Origin of the sequence: Ectothiorhodospira sp. 9100 (assembly GCF_022227565.1) — a bacterium.
GTDB lineage: Bacteria > Pseudomonadota > Gammaproteobacteria > Ectothiorhodospirales > Ectothiorhodospiraceae > Ectothiorhodospira > Ectothiorhodospira marina.
On sequence record NZ_JAJNAN010000014.1, the window covers coordinates 1 to 21,693 of the forward strand.

Consider the following 21,693-nt stretch of genomic DNA (forward strand, 5'->3'; position numbering starts at 1 on the left):
GGCTATGCACCGGATGCCAAAACCTCTGCTGCGCGCCAGTTTGTCGCCGGTGATGGCGGGCGTTAGCCAAAATAGGGGAGTCGCATGAGCCCTAAGAGATATGTCGTTGTCAGCTCACATGAGAGTGAGTTTCCTGAGCCAATCACCTTCAAAAAAGGTGATTCTCTTCTTGTTGGTGAAGAATATGAAGGTCCTGAGGGCTGGGATAACTGGTTCCTATGCACTACGCCTGGGCAAGCCCGGCTGGGTTCCTGGTCAGGTTATCGAGAGTTTCGAGAACTCACACGGTAGCTCACCCCATCGGCCAGGGATTTCTCCGAGCCCAGGGACATGATCCAGTGCCCATGCACTACGCTCGTCGGACACCCCTGTCAATAACGGCTCAGACCCCGTACCATAATCGGTCCGGTTTTCGGGCCCTGTTCGCCGCTCGGCAACGCCCCCTCCCTCTTTTTCCCGCAGGACATTCTTTTGATCTCCACCGCCAATATCACCATGCAGTTCGGGGCCAAGCCCCTCTTCGAGAACGTGTCAGTCAAGTTTGGCGGGGGTAACCGTTACGGCCTGATCGGCGCCAACGGCTCGGGGAAGTCCACCTTCATGAAGATCCTGGGGGGCGATCTCGAGCCTTCCGCCGGCCAGGTGATGCTTGAGCCGAATGTGCGCCTGGGCAAGCTGCGCCAGGACCAGTTCGCGTATGAGAAGTGCAGCGTGCTGGATACCGTGATCATGGGGCACGAGGAGCTTTGGAAGGCGCGTGCCGAGCGCGACCGGATCTATTCTCTGGCGGAGATGAGCGAAGAAGACGGCATGAAGGTCGCTGAACTGGAGACCGAATTTGCGGAAATGGACGGCTATACCGCCGAAGCCCGTGCCGGCGAGCTGCTGCTTGGCCTGGGGATTCCGCTGGCACAGCACAGCGGGCCCATGAGCGAGGTCGCGCCCGGCTGGAAGCTGCGCGTCCTGCTGGCCCAGGCGCTGTTTTCCGATCCGGAAGTGCTGCTGCTGGACGAGCCCACCAACCACCTGGACATCAATACCATCCGCTGGCTGGAAAGCATCCTCACCTCGCGTAACAGCACGATGATCATCATTTCCCACGATCGCCACTTTCTCAACAGCGTTTGCACGCACATGGCGGATCTGGACTTTTGCGAACTGCGCCTGTTCCCCGGCAACTACGATGAATACATGACGGCCGCCACCCAGGCCCGCGAGCGTCTGCTGTCTGACAACGCAAAGAAAAAGGCACAGATCTCCGAGCTGCAGGCCTTCGTCAGCCGCTTTTCGGCCAACGCCTCCAAGTCCAAGCAGGCCACCAGCCGCGCCCGGCAGATCGAGAAGATCCAGCTGGATGAGGTCAAGCCCTCGAGTCGGGTCAGCCTGTTCATCCGTTTTGATCAGCACAAGAAGCTGCACCGTCAGGCCGTGACCCTCGACAAGGTCAGCCAGGGGTTCGATGGCGAGACGCTGTTCAAGAACCTGAGTCTGCAAATCGAGGCCGGTGAGCGCGTGGCGATCATCGGCCCCAACGGTATCGGCAAGACGACGCTGCTGCGCACCCTGGTGAATGAAATGCCGCCGATGGCCGGCACGGTCAAATGGGCCGAAAGCGCGGATCTGGGCTATTTCGCCCAAGAACACGCCGAGGACTTCAAGAACGACGAGACCCTGTTCGACTGGATGGCGCAGTGGACCACCGGCGGCGACCAATTGGTGCGCGGCACCCTGGGCCGCATGCTGTTTTCCAACGATGAAATCTTCAAATCGGTCAAGGTGATTTCTGGTGGCGAGCAGGGCCGGATGCTGTTCGGCAAGCTGATCCTGAAAAGGCCCAACGTGATGATCATGGACGAACCGACCAACCACCTGGATATGGAATCCATCGAGGCGCTGAACCTGGCCCTGGAGAACTACCCCGGCACGCTGATCTTCGTCAGCCATGACCGCGAGTTCGTCTCCAGCCTGGCAACCCGCATCATCGAGCTGAACGAAGACGGCGTGACGGACTACAACGGCACCTACGATGATTATCTGCGTCAGTTGGGCGTGGCGGTTTAAGCCTTAAGTAACACGCAAAAGGGGACAGATTTATTTTCCCGCCCTGCAGGGCGGGAAAATAAATCTGTCCCCTTTTGCTCTTTAGCTCCGCAGTGCCTTGGGCAGTGAGAACGTCACCGTCTCGCTGCGCCCTTCATGTTCCACGCAGGTCTCCACGCCCAGGGGCTTGAGGTGATCCACCACCTGCTGCACCAGCAGTTCCGGGGCGGAGGCGCCGGCGGTGATGCCGATGCGCTGGCGGCCTTCGAGCCAGCGGGCGTCGATGTCTTCGGCGCCGTCGATGAGGTAGGCCTGTATGCCCATCTTCTCGGCGATCTCACGCAGGCGATTGGAATTGGAACTGTTGGGGGAGCCCACCACCAGGATCAGGTCACACTCCCCGGCCAGGGACTTGATGGCGTCCTGTCGGTTCTGGGTGGCGTAGCAGATGTCGTCACGGCGCTGCCCCTGGATGTGGGGGAAGCGCTCCCGCAGGATCTTGAAGATGCCCTGGGTGTCGTCCATGGAGAGGGTGGTCTGGGTCACGTAGGCCAGATGGTCCGGGTCCTTGACGTCCAGTTCCTGGGCCTGCTGGATGTTCTCCACCAGGTAGATCTCGCCCCCGTGGCTGCGATCGTATTGCCCCAGGGTGCCGTCCACTTCCGGATGCCCGGCATGACCGATGAGGATGACCTCCTCACCCCGGACGGCATGGCGGGCCACCTCCATGTGTACCTTGGTGACCAGCGGGCAGGTGGCATCGAAGACGCGCAGGCCGCGCCTGTCGGCCTCGTCCCGCACGCTGCGAGGCACGCCGTGGGCGCTGAAGATGACCGTGGCGCCATCGGGCACCTGGTCCAGCTCCTCCACGAAGACGGCGCCCTTTTCCCTGAGTTCGTTCACCACGTAACGGTTGTGCACCACCTCGTGACGCACGTAGATGGGCTGGCCGAACAGGTCCAGGGCCCGTTCCACGATCTCGATGGCCCGGTCGACACCGGCGCAGAATCCACGGGGGTTGGCGAGGAGGATATGCATGTTCGTCTGGCCTGAGGGTGAGGGTTGCGGATAGGCGAACATCCTACAACAACGGCGCACGCCTGCCGAATGGGCCTGCCATGGTTGGGGGCAAAAAAGGTGTCTGTCCCCTTTAAGTTACGCTCAGCTCGGTGTTTCCACCGACAGCACCTCGATCTCCACCGTGATGGTATGCCCCGCCAGCGGGTGATTGAAATCCACAATCACACGGTCCCCTTCGATCTTGCGAATCAGCCCCGGGATCTGCTCGCCCGTGGGAGTGTCGAAGCCCACCAGCAGGCCCGGTTCCAGGGGCATGGCCTCGGGGAAATCGCTGCGTTCCATGGTCTGCACCGCTTGTGCCGTGGCGAAGCCGAAGGCTTGTTCAGGGGGCAGGGTGGTGGTGCAGGACTCCCCTTCTGAAAGCGCAGTGACCAGTCCTTCCAGGGCGCCGTGCAACTCGCCCTGGCCGACGGTGAATTCCACCGGTTCGACCGGATCTTCCCGGGTGCTATCGGCCACTTGGCCGTTTTCCAGGGTGATGGTGTAATGCATCCGTACCCGGCTGCCGGCGGTGATCATGACTTCTGTGTCCCGCGAGGGGCGGGTATGAGGCTGGTGATGATGAGGATCACGGCGCCCACGGTGATGGCGCTATCGGCGATGTTGAAGGTGGGCCAGTGGTAGCCGGCGTAATGGAGGTCGAAGAAGTCGATCACGTGCCCGTGCCAGACCCGGTCGATCACGTTGCCGATGGCGCCGCCCAGGATCAGCGCCAGGCTGACGGCGGTGCTGGTCTCGTCCCGCTTGAGTTGACGCAGCCACCAGATGATCACCCCGCTGACGACCACGGCCAGTGTCGTGAAGAACCAGCGTTGCCAGCCCCCGGCATCACTGAGAAAGCTGAAGGCGGCGCCCTGGTTGTATACCAGGGCCAGGTTCAGGAAGGGCAGGATCTCCATGGGGGCGAACTGCACCAGCTGGTACTCGGCGATGCGTTTGGTGACCTGATCCAGGAGGATCACGCCGAGGGAGAGCCATAGCCATTTGAGCATATTGTTCGGGTCTCTGTTTGACTGAGGTTGTGGTGGTGGGTGGGGTGGCTTCGTCTCCCTCATCCCCAGCCCTTCTCCCCAGAGGGGAGAAGGGAGTTTGTCCGCCCCTGAGCCTTCGGAAGGTGGCAGGGATGTGAGCCCCTCTCCCGCTGGCGGGAGAGGGGTTGGGGTGAGGGTGGGCGGAGGCCCCAATCAGGCAAATGCCCGCTGCTCACCCTCGCCCGCTACGTTCTCTACACAGCGCCCGCACAGCTCCGGATGCTCGGCGCTGGTGCCCACATCTTCCCGGTGATGCCAGCAGCGCGGGCACTTGGCATGTTCACAGCGCAGGGCGCGGATGGCCAGGGCGGTGCCATCGGGCAGGGCGGAGGCCACGGCCGTGGCGGGTGCCTGGCCCAGGGCATGCACCCGGGCATAGGAGGTGATCAGCACGAACCGCAGTTCATCCCCCAGGCGGGTCAGGATCTCCTGCAGCCCGGCATCGCAGTACAGATCCACCTCGGCATCCAGGGAGGCACCAATGCCGCCTTCGTTGCGCAGTTTTTCCAGCTCACGGCTCACGCACTGACGGACCTCCAGCACCCGTCGCCAGTCCTCCACACCCAGGGGCGCATCGTCCTGCAGGGGGAAGAGGCCGTCATACCAGGTGTTGAGCAGCACCGAGGCGTTGCGCTCGCCGGGGATCTGCTGCCAGATCTCCTCGCCGGTGAAGGAGAGGATGGGGGTCAGCCAGCGGGTCATGGCCTCGATGATGTGGTACATGGCCGTCTGCGCCGAACGGCGCGCGCGGCTGTCCGCCTGGGTGGTGTACTGACGGTCCTTGATCACGTCCAGGTAGAAACTGCCCATCTCCACCGAGCAGAAGTTATGCACCCGCTGGTAGATCTGGTGGAACTGGTAGTGCTCGTAGGCGCGGATGACATGCTGCTGCACCTGCAGGGCCTGGTCCACGGCCCAGCGGTCCAGGGGCAGCATGCGCTCGGCGGGCAGCAGGTCGGTGGTCGGGTCGAAGCCATTGAGGTTGGCCAGCAGGAACCGGGCGGTGTTGCGCATGCGCCGATAGGCATCGGCAGTGCGTTTGAGGATCTCGTCGGAGACGGCCATCTCGCCACTGAAGTCGGTAGCCGCCACCCACAGGCGCAGGATGTCGGCCCCCAGGGTGTCCATCACCTTCTGCGGGGCCACCACGTTGCCCTTGGACTTGGACATCTTCTGGCCCTGGGCATCCACGGTGAAGCCGTGGGTGAGCACCGCTTTGTAGGGCGCGGTACCGCGCATGGCCACGGAGGTGAGCAGGGACGACTGGAACCAGCCCCGGTGCTGGTCGGAGCCCTCCAGATACAGGTCAGCCGGCAGGCCCAGGCCAGGACGGCGTTCGGTCACCGTGGTGTGGGTCACGCCCGAATCGAACCACACATCCAGGGTGTCATTCAGTTTTTCAAAGTGTTCGGCGTCTTCACCCAGCAGTTCCTTGGGGTCCAGCGCAAACCAGGCCTCGATGCCTTCCTCTTCCACCTTTTTGGCCACGGCCTCAATCAGGGCCTGGGTGTCCGGGTGCAGTGCGCCGGTCTCCTTGTGGATGAACAGGGGAATGGGCACCCCCCAGTTGCGTTGCCGGGAGATGCACCAGTCCGGGCGGTTGGCCACCATGCCCTCAATGCGGGCGCGTCCCCAGTCGGGCACCCATTGCACCTGTTCGATGGCCCGCAGGGCGCCCTCGCGCAGTTCCGCCTTGTCCATGCTGATGAACCACTGGGAGGTGGCCCGGAAGATGATGGGGGTCTTGTGGCGCCAGCAATGGGGGTAGCTGTGGCGCAGTTTTTCCACATGCACCAGGGCGCCACGCTCCTTGAGCACTTCCAGGATGCGGCCATTGGCCTCGGTCACGTTCAGCCCGCCAAAGAGTTCGGTGGAGGGCAGGAAGCGCCCGTCGCCGCCCACCGGGTTTTCCACCGGCAGGTCATAGCGGCGACCCACGATGTAGTCGTCCTGACCGTGACCCGGGGCCGTATGCACCGCGCCGGTACCCGCCTCCAGGTTCACGTGCTCACCCAGAATCACGGGGACCTGACGGTCGTAGAAGGGGTGCTGTAGCAGCAGGCCTTCCAGGGCTGCACCCTGGGCGTGGCCGATGACGTGCTGCCCCTCCAGGCCGTAGCGCTGCATGAGGTTGTTCACCAGTTCGGTAGCCACCAGCAGGCGCTCGTCGTTCACGGCCACCAGGGCATACTCCAGCTCCCCGTTCAGGGCCACGGCCTGGTTGGCGGGCAGGGTCCAGGGGGTGGTGGTCCAGATGACCACGCTGATGGGGCCGCTGCCGGCATCACCATCCACATGCATACGTCTGAGCAGGTCCTCGTCGTCCAGGACACGGAAGCGCACGTCGATGGCCGGGGAGGTCTTGTCCTCGTATTCCACCTCGGCCTCGGCCAGGGCGGAACCGCAGTCCACGCACCAGTGCACCGGCTTGTTGCCCTGGATCACGTGACCACGGTCGATGATGCGGCCCAGGGCGCGCATGATGTCGGCCTCTACCGCGTAGTCCATGGTCAGGTAGGGATGTTCCCAGTCCCCCAGCACGCCCAGGCGCTTGAAGTCCTGGCGCTGACGGTTGACCTGGTCCTGGGCGTAGTGGCGACAGGCCTCGCGGAAGGTGCGGGCATCCGCGCCCTTGCCGGCCTTGCCCTGGCTGCGTTCCACCTGCAGTTCAATGGGCAGGCCGTGGCAGTCCCAGCCGGGTACATAGGGGGCATCGTAGCCCGCCAGGGTGCGGCTCTTGACGATGACATCCTTGAGGATCTTGTTCACCGCATGGCCGATGTGAATATCCCCGTTGGCATAGGGCGGGCCATCGGCCAGCACAAAGCGGGGTCGACCCGTGCTGGCCTGGCGGATCTGTTGGTACAGACCCTCCCGTTCCCAGGCAGCGAGCATCTCCGGCTCGCGCTTGGCCAGGTTGCCGCGCATGGGGAAGTCGGTCTTGGGCAGATTCAGGGTGTCTTTATAGTCGGTCAAGCTGGAAATCCTCGATTCAGTCCGGCGCGCGCTCGTCGCTGGGCCGCCCCTGAAAAAATGCACGGGCATGATCCACGTCCCGGGCGATCTGCGCGCGCAGTTCATCCAGGGAGGTGAAGCGTTGTTCATCCCGCAGGCGATGGAGCAGGTCCACATGCAGGTGTTTTCCATAGAGGTTGGCATTCGTGTCGAACAAATGCACCTCCAGGCGGTTCTGGACGCCCCCCACCGTGGGGCGGGTGCCGGCGTTGGCCACGCCCTGCACCGGCTCGCCGGGGAGGCCGAATGCCTCCACGGCAAATACGCCACGTATCGCCATGGGGCAGGGGCCCAGGCGCAGATTGGCGGTGGGGAAGCCCAGTTGGTGGCCCTTCTTGTCGCCATGGGCGACACGCCCGTTGATGCGATACGGGCGGCCCAGGAGTTTTTCCGCCTCGTCCATGCAGCCTTGGGCCAGGGCACCACGGATGCGGGTGCTGCTGACCCGGGCGCCGTCGATATGGAAGGTGTGCATGTGCGCCACATCGAAACCATGCACCCGCCCGGCCTCGCGCAGGGTTTCAAAGGTGCCGGCGCGGTCCTTGCCAAAGCGGAAGTCGTCCCCCACCACCAGGTGGCGCACGCCCAGGCGCTCCACCAGCAGTTCCCGGATGAAGTCCTGGGCGCTCATGCCGGCCAGGGCCGGGTTGAAGTTCAGGCACAGCAGCCGGTCCACGGAAAAACGGCGCATGGCCAGCAGTTTGTCGCGGAAGCGCTGCAGCCGGGCCGGCGAGCGCTCACCCAGAAAATACTCCCGTGGCAGAGGCTCGAAGGTGACCGCCACGGTGGGCAGGCCCCGTTCGGCCCCCTTTTCGGCCAACTGCCCGAGCACCGCCTGGTGCCCCAAGTGCACACCGTCGAAGTTGCCGATGGTGGCCACCGAGCCCCGGTGCCGGGGCCTCAAGTTGTGGGCACCGCGAATCAGTTCCATGGGATTGGCCGCAAAAGCCTCGATTATACGTGGGGGGGGGGGCGCGTTTACAGGGTTGGTGCCCCCTTGCTAATTACCGCAGCAGGAATGTCCTGGGCCGCACCCCGGTGGCCAGCAGAGTGAGTCCATAGGCGCCACCGCCCAGGGCGATCAGGCCCAGCAGGGCGCTGACCCGTGTCAGCGCCGGCCATTCGCTCCACTGGCTCAGTTCCGGCAGCATCAGCAACAAGAGCAGGGTCAAAAGGCCACTTGCCAATAGCATACGCCACCACAGGCCCGGCCAGCCGGGCAGGATCATCAGGATGCCGTCACGGCGCAGCCCGCGGTAGAGCAGTCCGGCATTGAGGTAGGCCGACAGCGAGGTGGCCAGCGCCAGGCCAGCATGGGGGCCGGGCCAGCCCATCCACACCCAGGGCACCACAATGGCCACGTTCAACGCCATGTTGGCCACCATGGCGATCACCGCCACCTTCACGGGGGTTTTGGTGTCCTGGCGGGAAAAGTATCCGGGCGCCAGGATCTTGATGAGGATGAAGGCGGGTAGCCCCACGGCGTAGGCCATCAGCGACAGGGCGGCCATGCGGGTGTCACTCTCCAGGAACTCCTGATACTGGATCAGGGCCGCGAGGATGGGGGCGGCGAGCAGGATCAGGCCCAGGGCCGAGGGCAGGGCGATGAGCAGGGACAGGCGCAGCGCCCAGTCCAGTGTCCTGCCGAAGGCTTGCGGGTCCTTGCGGGCATATTCTCCGGAGAGGCGAGGCAGAATCACCGTGCCGATGGCGATGCCGAACAGGGCCAGGGGCAGTTCCACGAAACGGTCGGAAAAATACAGCCAGGTGATGGAGCCGGTGGCAAGAAAGGATGCGATCAGTGTGTCCACCAGTAGGTTGATCTGAACCACCGAGGTACCGAAGATGGCGGGTAGCATGAGCTTGGCGATGCGCTTCACGCCCTCGTGGGTACGTCGCAGTCGGGGCCGGGGCATCAGCCCATGGTGCATCAGGAAGGGGACCTGGAAGGCCAGTTGCACCGCGCCGGCCACGAACACTCCCCAGGCCAGGGCCATCACTGGTTCCTGGAAATGCGGCGCACCCCAGACGGCAGCGGCGATGAGCGACAGGTTCAGGAACACCGGAGTGAAGGCGGGCACTGCAAACCGTCCCAGGCTGTTGAGAATGCCCCCGGCCATGGCGGTGAGCGAAATGAACAACAGGTAAGGAAAGGTGATGCGCAGCATGTCGGTGGCCAGGGCATGACGGCCATCCTCCCCGTGGAACCCCGGGGCAAAGACGCTGATCAAGAGGGGCGCGGCAATCACCCCGAGAAGGGTGGTGATGAACAGCACCAGGGTGAGGGCGCCGCTGACGTGGTCCACCAGGTCCTTCAGTGCCTTCTGGCCGCGCTGTTCACGGAATTCAGCGAACACGGGCACAAAGGCCTGGGAGAAGGCTCCTTCGGCAAACAGCCTGCGCAGGAAGTTGGGGATGCGAAAGGCAACGAAAAAGGCGTCGGTGGCCCCGCTGGCCCCAAAACTGACCGCCAGCACCATGTCCCGTAGATAGCCAAACAGCCGCGACACCAGGGTCATGGCGCTGACGACAGCGGTGGACTTGAGCAGTCGGCTCATGGGTTGGCGCGAACTCGTGGGTTGCCGGGCACAAAAAAACCCGGAGTGACCGGGTTTACAGGTATATCGTCATGGAGAAAAGGTGTCTGTCCCCATTTTCTCGAGCCCTTCTCCCCCAAGGGGAGAAGGGAGTCAGGTCGATTACAGTGCCCGCACCCGCGCATTCAGGCGGCTCTTGTGACGCGCGGCCTTGTTGCGGTGCAGGACACCCTTGGAGACGGACTTGTCGATGACCGGCACAGCGGCCTGGTAGGCGCTGGTGGCGGTGTCCTTGTCACCTGCTTTTACAGCCTTCAGCACCTTCTTGATGGCAGTGCGAAAGCGCGAACGCGCGGCCATGTTGTGCTGGCGATTCTTTTCGCTCTGGCGGGCACGCTTGCGAGCTGAGGCGATGTTGGCCAAGGTAATCTCCTGAAAATTCGGGTCAGTTCCGGAAAAGCCGGCAATCTTGCATGGAGGTGGGTGGGATGTCAAGGCATTCCTGAGCGGCCTTGCTGCGCCGCAGATTGATCCATCGCAATAACCCTGACACTCTTGCCCCCACCCGGCCCCACAAGAAACGTCGGGACACACCAAAGGAGGACAGGTCATGACCCCATCTGAGACGGATGAAATGCGCGCCTACACCCACCGGCCCCGTGCCAAGGCGAGACGCCGATGGCAGATCCTGCCCATGGTCTGGCTTCTGATCAGCCTGGCTTGGCTGGGGATGCCCTCTCTGGCCACCGCCTCCGATCCGGCGGCCCGCGTGGTCTATCATGCGGACTTTTCCGATCCCCGCCGGTTCAGCGCCATGCTCACGAGCATCAACAACATGGCAGTGCACTACGAGAATGAACTGATGGATCATGACATCCGCATCGTCGCCGTCTCCCACGGCATCCGCTTCCTGACCGACGATCCCCTGGAGGATTCCCCCTTTGCCGAGGACGATACCCTCGCCGAGGAGCGTGACAACCTGCGCGGGCGGTTGAGTTCCCTGATCTCCATGCATGGGGTGAAGGTGGAACTGTGCGACATCACCCGCTCGGCCCTGGATCTGCCGGAGGATGAACTCTACGAAGGGGTCTCCATGGTGCCCTCAGGCGTGGTGCGCCTGGCCGAACTGCAGAACACGAAGGGGTTTGCCTACATCAAGATCGAGTAGTCCCGGCCAAAGGTCGAACGCCGAGCTGGCAGACTTCCGGGTATGCATCAAGGCTCCGCGAAGGTCAGTCAGCCATCTCCTGGTCGGCTGTTCCCAATGCATCAAGGCCCTGTCGGGTGCCGGAGGTCTGTTGGCGGGCTTCAGCCGCAGGAAGAGGCTGCAGAGCCTACAGGGATGTATTCAGGCGTCCCGCCAACAGACCTCCGGCACTCGACAGGGCCGCTACCCCCGTAGCCAGTCACGTCGATCACAACACCACCAGATTATCCCGATGAATGAGCTCCGGCTCATCCACATACCCCAGGATGGATTCGAGCTCATCACCTCGCCGCCCCATGATGCGGCGGGCCTCGTCGGCGGCGTAGTTCACCAGGCCCCGGGCCACCGGGCGCCCATCCGGGTCCAGACAAGTGACCACCTCGCCACGGGAGAACCGGCCCTTCACGTGGGTGACACCCACCGGCAGCAGACTGCGGCCCGCCTCACGGATCACCCGTGCGGCACCGGCATCCAGCAGCAACTCCCCGCGTGAGACCAGTTGCCCGGCGATCCACTGCTTGCGTGCCGCCAGGGGTTCCCGGTCAGGACGCAGCAAGGTGCCCAGATCCTCGCCCGCGGCGACGCGTTCCAGCACCCCGGAGGTGCGCCCCGAAGCGATCAGGGTATGGGTGCCGGAGCGGGCGGCACGGGCCGCGGCCGTGAGCTTGGTGGCCATGCCGCCGCTGCCCAATCGACCGAAGGTGGGGGCCACCAGGCGCAGCAGGCTCGGGTCCGAGGCCAGACCCTCCGAGACCAGTCGGGCATCCTGGAAGGTGCGCGGATCCCGGTCGTACAGGCCGTTCTGGTCGGTGAGGATCACCAGCAAGGAGGCCTCCACCAGATTGCACACCAGGGCCGCCAGGGTGTCGTTGTCGCCAAAGCGGATCTCCTCGGTGGCGACGGTATCGTTCTCGTTTACCACCGGGATGGCGTGCATGCGCAGTAGGGTGCGCAAGGTGCTGCGGGCGTTCAGATACCGTCGCCGGTCGGCCAGGTCATCATGGGTGAGCAGAACCTGGGCGGCATGCAGCCCATGTTTCTGGAAATGACTCTCATAGGCTTGCACCAGGCCCATCTGCCCCACGGCGGCGGCGGCTTGCAGTTCATACAGGGCCGATGGTCGCTCGCTCCAGCCCAGGCGCGTCATCCCCTCGGCCACCGCGCCGGAGGATACCAGGATGATCTCGTGGCCGGCGCGGCTCAGTCGGGCCAATTGATCGGCCCACCCGGCCAGGGCCTGCATGTCCAGGCCCTGGCCGTCGTTGGTGATCAGCGCCGAGCCGATCTTGACGACCCAGCGGCGGGACTTGCCCAGTGCTTCACGTGTCACTGTCATGCGCTTCCAGGTGTCTCATGACCTGTTGTGTGAGGGTGTCCGTGCCTTCGCCGGTGACGGCGGAGATATAAAAGACGGGCGCCTTCCAGTCCAGGGCCTGGATGATGGCCTGGCAGCGTGCCTCGCGTTCATCGGGCGAGACCAGGTCCACCTTGTTGATCACCAGCCAGCGGGGGCGCTCCAGAAGCTGTGGGTCGAACTGCGCCATCTCCTGTTCGATCACGCGGACCGCCTGCTCAGGTGCCTGCTCGGGATCGGGCGGCTCAATATCCACCAGGTGCAGCAGCAGGCGGTTGCGGGACAGATGCTTGAGGAACTGGATGCCCAGCCCCGCCCCCTCGGCCGCCCCCTCGATGAGACCGGGGATGTCGGCCATCACGAAGCTCTGCAGGGGGCCCACGCGGACCACGCCCAGGTTGGGGTGCAGGGTGGTAAAGGGGTAATCGGCCACCTTGGGGCGCGCGCCGGATACCTTGGAGATCAGGGTGGATTTGCCCGCGTTGGGCAGTCCCAGCAGGCCCACGTCGGCCAGGACCTTCAGTTCCAGGCGCAACTGGCGCAGTTCTCCCGGGGTGCCCGGCTTGGACTGGCGGGGCGCCCGGTTCACGGAGCTCTTGTAGCGGGTGTTGCCCAGGCCGTGGAAGCCGCCCTGGGCGACCAATAGCTTCTGGCCATGGTCCACCAGGTCGCCGATCAACTCATCGGTCTGGGCGTCGAAGGCCAGGGTGCCCACCGGCACCTCCACTTCCAGGTCTTCCCCGGCGTGACCGGTCATGTTGCGGCCCCGGCCATTTTCGCCGCGCCCGGCCTCGAAGTGGCGCTGGAAGCGAAAATCCGCCAGCGTGTTCAGGTCGTGGGTGGCCACCAGGTAGACGGATCCCCCATCGCCCCCGTCGCCGCCGTCCGGGCCGCCGAACGGCACATACTTCTCCCGGCGAAAGCTTACGCAGCCGTTGCCGCCGTCGCCGGCCTTGACCTTGATGGTGGCTTCATCAACGAATTTCATGGGGTGGCTTCTTGTTCCGGGGTGGTGGGCGCCTTCTCAGGATACGTCGCCCGGGGGCAAAGCGACACCCCGGTCCCGTGCGGGGCCTGGGGGCATTAAAAAAGCCCCGGAAGGCCGGGGCTTTGGAGTCCTTGCTGCCGATTGTGGCCGGCAATCAGGCGGCGAGTACGCTCACGTACTTGCGGCCCTTGGGCCCCTTGGTTTCGAATACCACCTTGCCGTCCGCCTTGGCGAACAGGGTGTGATCCTTGCCGCAGCCCACATTCAGGCCGGGGTGGAACTGGGTGCCACGCTGACGAACGATGATGTTGCCGGCGATCACGGCCTGGCCACCAAAGCGCTTCACGCCAAGACGTTTGCTTTCTGAGTCGCGGCCGTTACGGGTACTGCCGCCTGCCTTCTTATGTGCCATTTGCTGTTACCTCTTGCCTATCAGCCGGCGATGGAAGTGATTTCCAGCTCGGTGTAGTGCTGGCGGTGCCCCATCTGCTTGCGGGAGTGCTTGCGACGGCGGAACTTGATGATCTCCACCTTTTCGCCGCGCCCGTGGGACTTGATGGTCGCGGTCACTTTGCCGCCTTCCACGTAGGGCGCACCCACCTTGATGTCTTCGCCGCTGCCGACCAGCAGGACGTTGTCGAATTCCACAGAGGCGCCTTCCTCCGCGTCGAGCTTCTCGACCCGGAGCTTTTCACCCTGGGCAACCCGGTACTGCTTGCCACCGGTAGCGATAACCGCGTACATCTTTGATGTTCTCCGAAAAGGTCTTCAATCCAAAGACGCGGAAGTTTACCTGCGCCGCAAGCGGTGGTCAAATAGAAAGACACGCAAACTCAGGGATACGCCTTGACACTCAACCACTCCATTCCTAGCATGCCCGAGGCTCCCTCCCTTAGTGATCAAATTCCGTCCATGGACCTTGACCAGATTCGCGACCTGATCGCCGACGACATGAAGGCGGTGGACGACTGCATTTGTCGGCGTCTGCAGTCCCCCGTGGTGCTCATCAACCAGTTGGGCCACTACATCATCAGTAGTGGCGGCAAGCGCCTGCGTCCGATGCTGGTGCTGTTGTCTTCCGGGGCCTGCGGCTATCGGGGCGCGCAGCACATCGAACTGGCTGCCGTGATTGAATTCATCCACACCGCCACCCTGCTGCATGATGACGTGGTGGACGCCTCGGAGATGCGCCGCGGGCGGGAGACCGCCAATGCGCGCTTCGGCAACGAGGCCAGTGTGCTGGTGGGCGATTTCCTCTATTCCCGCTCCTTCGAGATGATGGTGGAGATCGGCAACATGCGCATCATGGAGATTCTTTCCCACACCACCAGCACGGTGGCCGAGGGTGAGGTGATGCAGTTGCTCAACTGCCATGATGCGGACACCACCGAAGAACGCTATATGCATGTGATCCAGTCCAAGACGGCCAAGCTCTTCGATGCTGCTGGGCGGGTGGGTCCTGTGCTGGCTGAGCAGCCCGAGGCGGTGATCCAGGGGCTGGCGGCTTATGGCATGCACCTGGGCACGGCCTTCCAGCTCATTGATGATGTGCTGGATTACAGTGGTGAGCGCGACGAGATGGGCAAGAACATGGGCGATGACCTGGCTGAGGGCAAGCCGACGCTGCCGTTGATCCACGCCATGCGTGTGGGTAACGAGGCGGACGCGGCCCTGGTGCGCGAGGCCATCGAGAAGGGGGGCCGTGATTATGCCGAGCGGGTGCTGGCGGCCATTCAGGCGACGGATTCCATCGAGTACACCCGCAAGATGGCGGAGCAGGAAGCGGACAATGCCATCGAGGCCCTGTCGGTATTGCCTGAAAGCCCCTATCGGGATGCCATGGCATCGCTGGCACGTTTTTCCGTGGGGCGGGTGTACTGAGCGTATTTCGGGATTGGTGGGGTCGTGCGGGGTTGGACTTTCCGGAGTCTTCGTAGCACAATACGCACCCTGTCGGGACGGTCAATCCCGCAGTCAATCGGAGTGTAGCTCAGCCTGGTAGAGCACCGCCTTCGGGAGGCGGGGGTCGAAGGTTCGAATCCTTTCACTCCGACCAGATCGAAAAACGCCACGGGGGTCGTCCTTCGTGGCGTTTTTTTTGGCAGGTGCCTGGGGTGGGTGCCTGGGGTGGGTGCTGGGGGTGGTGTCTCCCTGGTGCCGGGGGCCGGTGCGCGGGACGCCGTGAATACTTCCCTGTAGGCTTTGCAGCCGCTTCCTGCGGCTGAAACCCGCGCACCGGCCCCCGGCACCAGGGAGACTGGTCACTATCCGGGCTTCGTTCACCCCCTCATCCCCGGCCCTTCTCCCCCGCGGGGAGAAGGGAGCAAGTCTTCTGTTTGAAGCCCCTCTCACCCTTCGGGGAGAAGGGAGCAAGTCTTCTGTTTGAAGCCCCTCTCAGCCTTCGGGGAGAAGGGAGCAAGTCTTCTGTTTGAAGCCCCTCTCACCTTCGGGGAGAAGGGAGCAAGTCTTCTGTTTGAAGCCCCTCTCACCTTCGGGGAGAGGGGTTGGGGTGAGGGGCGGTGTGCCCCAGACTACCCACGCCCCCCCAGCAGGCGCTCGGTGATGCTCTCCATCGCCGTGCCCATGCGTTTGCCCAGGCTCTGGCGGCGCTTGTAGGTGATCTCGTACAGATCATGCTCCCGGGCCAGCTTCATCAGCACATCGTCGCTGGTGCCCAGTTCGTCCACCAGCCCCAGGGGGCGGGCCTGTTCGCCGTACCAGTGCTCCCCGGTGCCCACCTGGTCCATGTCCAGGGACGGGCGATAACGGGACAGGAAGGTCTTGAACAGGGTGTGGGTCTCTTCCAGGTCCTCCTGGAACTTGGCCCGACCCTCGGCGGTGTTGCGGCCCAGTACCGTGAGGGTGCGCTTGTATTCGCCGGCGGTGAGCAACTCGACATCCACGTTGCGACGCTTGAGCCAGCGGTGGAAGTTGGGCAACTGCGCCACCACGCCGATGGAGCCGACGATGGCGAAAGGGGCGGCCACGATGCGATGAGCCACGGCGGCCATCAGGTAGCCGCCGCTGGCGGCCACCCGGTCCACGCAGACCGTGACCTTCAGCCCGGCATCACGCAGCCGCACCAGTTGCGAGGCCGCCAGGCCATAGTGGGGCACCATCCCGCCGCCGCTTTCCACGCAGACCACCACATGATCCAGGTCCGGACGGGCCTGGGTGAGCACTGTGGACACCTCCTCGCGCAGGCTCTCCACATGGGAGGCCCGGATGTCGCCGTGAAACTTCAGCACGAACACCCGGGCCCGGTCAGGATCCGGGGACGGGGCCAGTGCGCTCTTTCCCTTGTCGCCACCGCGCAGACGCTTGAGGCGTGCAGCCCACCCCCTGGGCGCCGCGAAGCGCCGTTTCAGGGTGTTCTCCATGTGCTGGTAGCGGTCGTTGAGGCGACGCACATTAAGTGAGTCCTGGCCGCGTTCCCGGGCATTGGCGGCGGTGCTGGCAAGACTGCCCAGCACCACCAGGATGGCCACCACGATGGTCAGTGCCTTGGCCAGGAAGAGGGCGAGATCGTAGATGAATTCCATCAGAGGGAATCCACCTTACGCCTTCATCACCTGGTTCTGCAGAAAGGCCTCGTATTCGGCCACGAAGGACTCGGGCATTTCAAAATAGGGCAGGGCACCGGTGGGCATCTCGTAGATGAGCCAGTTGGGGCGCTTGGCCACCACCGACTTGCCCTTGAAGTCCACGAAGTCGCCCCGCTCGCCATGCACCATGAACACCGGCAGCTTCAGGGATTCGTAGATGGTGGTGATGTCAGCGCTGAACAGGTTGCCGGCCAGGAAGTGGTAGGGGGCATTCTTGGCGCCGGGCTGGCGGGTGGTGGCCACGCTGTATTCCAGCAGCCCCAGGTCGATGTCCTTGGAGCCCCAGGCCTTGTTGAGGAAGTAGCGGATCACGCTGCGCTTGGTGAGGGCGTTGAATAGCCCCTGGCTCCAGGGGGCGCGCACGAAGAAGTTGTGCAGCCAGGGCATGCCGCGAGTGCTCTCTGCCGGGCCGTCCAGACGGCCGGTCCCCTTGAAGCCGGTGGGGCTCACCAGGCCGATGCTGCGGAAGGCGTCGGAGGATTCGTGGGCGGCGCGGGCCAGGAACTCCGAGCCCAGGGAAAGGGCGATGGCGTCCACCTTGCCTTCGCCGTGCAGGCGGCGGATCTCCTCCACCATGGCATGGACGGCATCGGTCATCAGGCGGGGCGTGTAGGCCCGGTCGCTACGGTCGGAGCCGCCGAAGCCGGGTAGTTCCAGGGCATACACCGGACGCCACTTGGCATAGTGATCGTAAAGTGGCTTGACTTCATAAGCGGAGCCGGCCGCATTCACGCTATGAATCAGCAGCAGGGGGACATCGGTGCGCTGTTCCTGACTGCCGGGCGCGGCGTGGTAGTAGCACAGACTGCCTGCCTTGCTCTGCAGGGTGCGGCGCTCACCCGTGAGGGCCGGAGGCAGGGTGTAGGCGGGTGCCTGGGCCTTGCCTGCGGCGCTGTCGGTGGCGGCCTCGGACAGATGGATCGTTGGATGGCTGGGCAGGGTGGCGGTCGCCGCCGCAAGCGGCTCGATTGAGATGGGTCTGAACATGGTGGGGTACTCCCGATCAAGTGGATGTGTGGCTGCCGTCACCTCTGGGCGACGGCGGAAATCCTGAATGTGTCTGTGAGTATCTGGAGTTTGGCCATGTCGATCAAGCGGCGCGACACTTCTGGCGCGGGGATCCGCGAAGGTCTATTCCTGGTGCTATAGTCGGGAAGCTGGGTGTATTGAGCGACTCAAAATCATTGTAAGGAGGCGTGTGATGAACATGATATTCCGTGCAGCGGCCACCCTGACGATCGCAGCAGGCTTGCCCCTGGGGGTTGTCCAGGCGGATCTCGATCGTTCGGCACCGCCAGAGGGTGCGCAGGTGTATTTCATTACGCCGTCGGATGGGGAGACCGTCAGTTCGCCGGTGATGGTGCGCATGGGGCTCAAGGGGGCGGGGATTGCCCCGGCAGGTGTGGAGCGTTCCAATACGGGCCATCATCACCTGCTGATCAACACGGATCTGGATGAGGTGAACCTGGATACGCCGCTGCCTTTCTCGGATCAGACGGTGCACTTCGGTGGCGGCCAGACGGAGGCAGAGCTGGACCTGGAGTCTGGCACACATACGTTGCAGTTGTTGTTCATGGATTACCGGCATGCCAGTTTTGATCCGCCGGTGGTGTCCGAGCAGATCACGATCACGGTGGAGTAGGTGCTTTCGCAGGGAGAGGGGCTAAAGCCCCCTCCCGTCATGGGAGGTGACAAAAGGTTCTGTTAGTATACCCATCAGTGATGCGTGGCCCCCGGAGTCCTCCGGCAGACACCACAACAACGATGGCCGCGTCAGGATCTTTCAACACCACCATAGGAAAACGGCAACATGCATATCGGCACCACGCTTACCAACTTCATTATCGAGACCCAGCGTCAGTTCGAGGGGGCCACCGGGGAGTTCACCGGCCTGCTCAACGACATCTCAGTGGCCTGCAAGAAGATCTCTGACCTGGTCAACAAGGGCGATCTGGTGGGGGTGCTGGGCACCGCCAACACCCAGAACGTACAGGGAGAAGAGCAGAAGAAGCTGGACGTGATCACCAATGAGATCTTCATCGAGGCCCTGGCCCATAACGGCCACGTGGCGGCCCTGGCCTCCGAGGAGATGGATGATGTCTACCATCTGCCGGAGGACGCGCCGCGGGGCAAGTACCTGGTGCTGTTCGACCCCCTGGACGGGTCCTCCAATATCGATGTGAACGTCTCGGTGGGGACCATCTTCTCCATCCTCAAGGCGCCGGCCGGTGTGCGTAACCCCAGCAAGGAAGACTTCCTCAAGCCCGGCACGGAGCAGGTGGCTGCCGGCTACTGTGTGTACGGACCCTCCACCATGATGGTGCTGACCACGGGCACCGGCACCAATATGTTCACCCTGGACCGTGATTTCGGCGAGTTCCTGCTCACCCATTCCAACGTGCAGATCCCGGAAGACACCCAGGAATTCGCCATCAACACCTCCAACATGCGCTTCTGGGAGCAACCCGTGAAGCGCTACATCGGCGAATGCCTGGAGGGCAAGGACGGCGCCCGGGACAAGGATTTCAACATGCGCTGGATCGCCTCCATGGTGGCCGAGGTGCATCGCATCCTGACCCGCGGCGGGGTGTTCATGTACCCCCTGGATTCCAAGATCCAGGCGAAGGGACAGGGCGGCAAGTTGCGTCTGATGTACGAGGCCAACCCCATGGCCTTCCTGATCGAGCAGGCAGGCGGCGCGTGTACCACCGGGCGGGAGCGCATGATGGCCTTGAGCCCGCAGGACATTCATCAACGCGTCCCCGTGATCCTGGGGTCGCGCAATGAAGTGGATCGGGTCACCGGTTATCACCAGGAGTAAGATGGCCCCAAGGGCTGTCGTAACGTACAAGGCCCGGCATTGCCGGGCCTTGTACGTTGAAGCGCCTGGATCCCGTGATGAATGAATCCGTGGCATTACGAACGGCGTGTTTGCCAAACCAGGGCCGAAGGGTCTGTAATACGCCCACATCCGGACTGAATCACCCACCCACTCAACTCCATCCAAAAGGGGACGACATCATGGATCGCTGTATCGGGCTGGACATGGGCTACGGCTATATCAAGGCGGAGGACGGTCAAAACGGCTATGTCTTCCCCAGTGTGGTGGGCGAGGCCGGTACCCAGGCGCCCATGTCCCTGGGCTTCAAGCGGCCGCCACCGACGGAGGATTTGCGTATCTCCGTGGGCGGGCGGGAGTATTTCCTGGGGGATCTGGCCATCCGTCACTCGCGTATCGCCTACCGGGGACTTTCTTCCACCCGCGCCGAGGGGGATGACATCCTCATCCTCTGCCTGGGCACGCTGGCGCTGTATTGCAAGGACAGCCTCAACAGCTTCTTCGTGGTCACCGGCCTGCCGCCGGGACGCATGCACATGGCCGACGACCTGGTACGGCGCCTGCAGGGAGATCACGAGGTGATCCGGCGCGTCGGCAATCAGCGCCATGCTTACAGCGTGCGTCTGGATCGCATCGACGTGGTACCCCAGCCCGTCGGCACCTTCTGGTCCATGGTACTGGATGACCGGGGCAATCTGCGCGAGGACAGCCCCATGCTGGATGGCCGCGTGGGCATCATTGATGTGGGCTTCCGGACCAGTGACTTCGCCACCATTGTGGATGGCGAATATGCCCCCGCCTTCAGCCGCACCGTGCCCATCGGCATCTCCCATGGATATGATGAAATCGCCGACCTGCTCAACGCCAGGTACGGTCTGGAGCGGGAGACCTACACCCTGGATGAGGCCATCATTGAAGGGGAACTGAATGTCTCCGGGCGCAAGGTGGATATCACCGGTCTGCGCGATCAGGTATTTCAGGATCTGGCCACCAAGTTGCTGGTGGAGATCAACTCCCTGTGGCAGGTGGATGACTATCCCTTTGTGCTGATCACGGGTGGGGGTGGTCAGGTCATGTCCCGCTATCTGCGCGAGATGATCCCCCATGCCCGAACCGTGGATGAACCCATTACCGCCAATGCCCGCGGGTTTCATGCCTGGGCCCGTTACAATGCGCTGCAGGCCGGCATGGGAGAGCGGGCCAGCGAGGACCCCTCGGAAGATGACGGTGCCAAGGCCTGACTGTTGCCGGCGGGCCGTTAGCGCGCCTGCACGCGGACCGGTCATTGGGTTAACCTAGGGGCCCGTTGCATATTGGCTGGAGATCCGACCCTTGATCAGGGGAACCCTTTATATCGTTTCCGCCCCCTCGGGGGCGGGCAAGACCTCGCTGGTGGCCGCCCTGCTCAGGGCCCGATCCAGCCTCGTGGTGTCCGTGTCCCATACCACCCGACAGCCTCGTGACGGGGAGGTGGATGGGCAGCACTATCACTTTGTGAACGCCGAGCAGTTTCTGGGCATGATCGAGGATGGCGCCTTTCTGGAGCATGCCCGGGTCTTCGATCATTACTACGGTACGTCCCGGGCGGCTGTGGAGGAGGAACTGGAGCAGGGGCTTGATGTGATCCTGGAGATCGACTGGCAGGGGGCGCAGCAGGTGCGACGCCTGATGCCCGGTTGTCAGTCGGTGTTCATCGTACCGCCTTCCCGTGACGAATTACGGCGGCGACTGCACACCCGGGGCAAGGATAGCGAATCCGTCATCGAACGGCGCCTGGGAGAAGCTGTCAAAGAAATTAGCCACTTTGACGAATACGATTATCTGGTGGTGAACGACGACTTCGATCGGGCCCTGGCGGAACTGGTCGCCATCTTCACCGCCAACCGCCTGCATACCCGCCCGCAACGGCATCGCCATGAGGCGCTGTTGCGTGATTTGCTGGCATCCGGGGAAGCAAACCCCTAGTATTAACCGTTTTTCCGAATGAATCAGGAGTT

Annotated in this window: 20 protein-coding genes and 1 tRNA gene; 8 read left to right on the forward strand and 13 right to left on the reverse strand. The window is 63.4% G+C overall.

Features of this window, described 5'->3' with window-relative positions; genetic code table 11:
- Positions 1–471: 471 nt before the first annotated feature.
- Positions 472–2,061, forward strand: a complete 1,590-nt coding sequence (locus LPW29_RS06235; protein WP_238627307.1) for an ABC-F family ATPase — start codon at positions 472–474, stop codon at positions 2,059–2,061.
- Positions 2,062–2,142: 81 nt separating this feature from the next.
- Here LPW29_RS06235 and ispH read toward each other — a convergent pair whose 3' ends face one another.
- The 7 genes from ispH to rpsT all read right to left on the reverse strand — a co-directional run bounded on the left by ispH (position 2,143) and on the right by rpsT (position 10,126).
- Positions 2,143–3,078: a 4-hydroxy-3-methylbut-2-enyl diphosphate reductase gene (ispH, locus tag LPW29_RS06240; protein WP_238627308.1), complete on the reverse strand. Its 936-nt coding sequence runs from the start codon at positions 3,076–3,078 to the stop codon at positions 2,143–2,145.
- 123 nt (positions 3,079–3,201) lie between these two features.
- Positions 3,202–3,639, reverse strand: coding sequence for an FKBP-type peptidyl-prolyl cis-trans isomerase (locus tag LPW29_RS06245; RefSeq protein ID WP_238627309.1), 438 nt, complete (start codon positions 3,637–3,639; stop codon positions 3,202–3,204).
- The gene (gene lspA, locus LPW29_RS06250; protein WP_238627310.1) at positions 3,636–4,112 is read right to left on the reverse strand and encodes a signal peptidase II; all 477 of its coding nucleotides are present in this window, start codon (positions 4,110–4,112) and stop codon (positions 3,636–3,638) included. The genes LPW29_RS06245 and lspA overlap by 4 nt, the downstream gene beginning before the upstream one ends.
- Positions 4,113–4,304: 192 nt before the next feature.
- Positions 4,305–7,127, reverse strand: coding sequence for an isoleucine--tRNA ligase (gene ileS, locus LPW29_RS06255; RefSeq protein ID WP_238627311.1), 2,823 nt, complete (start codon positions 7,125–7,127; stop codon positions 4,305–4,307).
- 16 nt (positions 7,128–7,143) lie between these two features.
- Complete coding sequence (gene ribF, locus LPW29_RS06260) at positions 7,144–8,097, reverse strand: bifunctional riboflavin kinase/FAD synthetase (protein WP_238627312.1); 954 nt, start codon at positions 8,095–8,097, stop codon at positions 7,144–7,146.
- Between the two features lie 73 nt (positions 8,098–8,170).
- The gene (gene murJ / locus LPW29_RS06265) at positions 8,171–9,724 is read right to left on the reverse strand and encodes a murein biosynthesis integral membrane protein MurJ (RefSeq protein WP_238627313.1); all 1,554 of its coding nucleotides are present in this window, start codon (positions 9,722–9,724) and stop codon (positions 8,171–8,173) included.
- A gap of 141 nt (positions 9,725–9,865) precedes the next feature.
- Positions 9,866–10,126, reverse strand: a complete 261-nt coding sequence (gene rpsT, locus LPW29_RS06270) for a 30S ribosomal protein S20 (protein ID WP_025282995.1) — start codon at positions 10,124–10,126, stop codon at positions 9,866–9,868.
- Between the two features lie 271 nt (positions 10,127–10,397).
- Here rpsT and LPW29_RS06275 point away from each other — a divergent pair, with 271 nt between their 5' ends.
- Entirely contained in the window at positions 10,398–10,871 is a 474-nt protein-coding gene (locus LPW29_RS06275) for a DsrE family protein (RefSeq protein WP_238627352.1), read from the forward strand.
- A 247-nt stretch (positions 10,872–11,118) separates the two neighbouring features.
- Here LPW29_RS06275 and proB read toward each other — a convergent pair whose 3' ends face one another.
- From proB to rplU, 4 genes are all read right to left on the reverse strand, one after another.
- Positions 11,119–12,246, reverse strand: a complete 1,128-nt coding sequence (gene proB / locus LPW29_RS06280; protein WP_238627314.1) for a glutamate 5-kinase — start codon at positions 12,244–12,246, stop codon at positions 11,119–11,121.
- The gene (gene cgtA / locus LPW29_RS06285) at positions 12,230–13,252 is read right to left on the reverse strand and encodes an Obg family GTPase CgtA (RefSeq protein WP_090252464.1); all 1,023 of its coding nucleotides are present in this window, start codon (positions 13,250–13,252) and stop codon (positions 12,230–12,232) included. Before cgtA ends, proB begins: the two co-directional genes overlap by 17 nt.
- Positions 13,253–13,406: 154 nt before the next feature.
- Positions 13,407–13,664 carry a 50S ribosomal protein L27 gene (gene rpmA / locus LPW29_RS06290; protein ID WP_025282991.1) on the reverse strand — a complete coding sequence of 86 codons (258 nt, stop codon included), beginning with the start codon at positions 13,662–13,664 and terminating at the stop codon, positions 13,407–13,409.
- Between the two features lie 20 nt (positions 13,665–13,684).
- Positions 13,685–13,996, reverse strand: a complete 312-nt coding sequence (gene rplU, locus LPW29_RS06295; protein ID WP_090252467.1) for a 50S ribosomal protein L21 — start codon at positions 13,994–13,996, stop codon at positions 13,685–13,687.
- A gap of 168 nt (positions 13,997–14,164) precedes the next feature.
- Between rplU and ispB the strand changes: the two genes are divergently transcribed.
- Together ispB and LPW29_RS06305 are read left to right on the forward strand one after the other, a co-directional pair.
- On the forward strand, positions 14,165–15,133 hold the full coding sequence (ispB, locus tag LPW29_RS06300; protein ID WP_238627315.1) for an octaprenyl diphosphate synthase: 969 nt from the start codon (positions 14,165–14,167) through the stop codon (positions 15,131–15,133).
- Positions 15,134–15,231: 98 nt separating this feature from the next.
- A tRNA-Pro gene (locus LPW29_RS06305) sits at positions 15,232–15,308 on the forward strand.
- Positions 15,309–15,783: 475 nt separating this feature from the next.
- Here LPW29_RS06305 and sohB read toward each other — a convergent pair.
- Positions 15,784–16,794 (reverse strand): protease SohB, encoded by a 1,011-nt coding sequence (sohB, locus tag LPW29_RS06310; protein ID WP_238627316.1) that lies wholly within the window; start codon positions 16,792–16,794, stop codon positions 15,784–15,786.
- A 15-nt stretch (positions 16,795–16,809) separates the two neighbouring features.
- On the reverse strand, positions 16,810–17,844 hold the full coding sequence (locus LPW29_RS06315; RefSeq protein WP_090252475.1) for an alpha/beta fold hydrolase: 1,035 nt from the start codon (positions 17,842–17,844) through the stop codon (positions 16,810–16,812).
- A 214-nt stretch (positions 17,845–18,058) separates the two neighbouring features.
- Here LPW29_RS06315 and LPW29_RS06320 point away from each other — a divergent pair, with 214 nt between their 5' ends.
- From LPW29_RS06320 to gmk, 4 genes are all read left to right on the forward strand, one after another.
- Positions 18,059–18,499, forward strand: coding sequence for a DUF4399 domain-containing protein (locus LPW29_RS06320; protein WP_370642820.1), 441 nt, complete (start codon positions 18,059–18,061; stop codon positions 18,497–18,499).
- A 168-nt stretch (positions 18,500–18,667) separates the two neighbouring features.
- Positions 18,668–19,678 (forward strand): class 1 fructose-bisphosphatase, encoded by a 1,011-nt coding sequence (locus LPW29_RS06325; RefSeq protein WP_238627317.1) that lies wholly within the window; start codon positions 18,668–18,670, stop codon positions 19,676–19,678.
- 200 nt (positions 19,679–19,878) lie between these two features.
- Positions 19,879–20,937 carry a ParM/StbA family protein gene (locus tag LPW29_RS06330; RefSeq protein ID WP_090252482.1) on the forward strand — a complete coding sequence of 353 codons (1,059 nt, stop codon included), beginning with the start codon at positions 19,879–19,881 and terminating at the stop codon, positions 20,935–20,937.
- Positions 20,938–21,028: 91 nt separating this feature from the next.
- Positions 21,029–21,661: a guanylate kinase gene (gene gmk / locus LPW29_RS06335; RefSeq protein WP_238627318.1), complete on the forward strand. Its 633-nt coding sequence runs from the start codon at positions 21,029–21,031 to the stop codon at positions 21,659–21,661.
- Positions 21,662–21,693 lie beyond the last annotated feature (32 nt).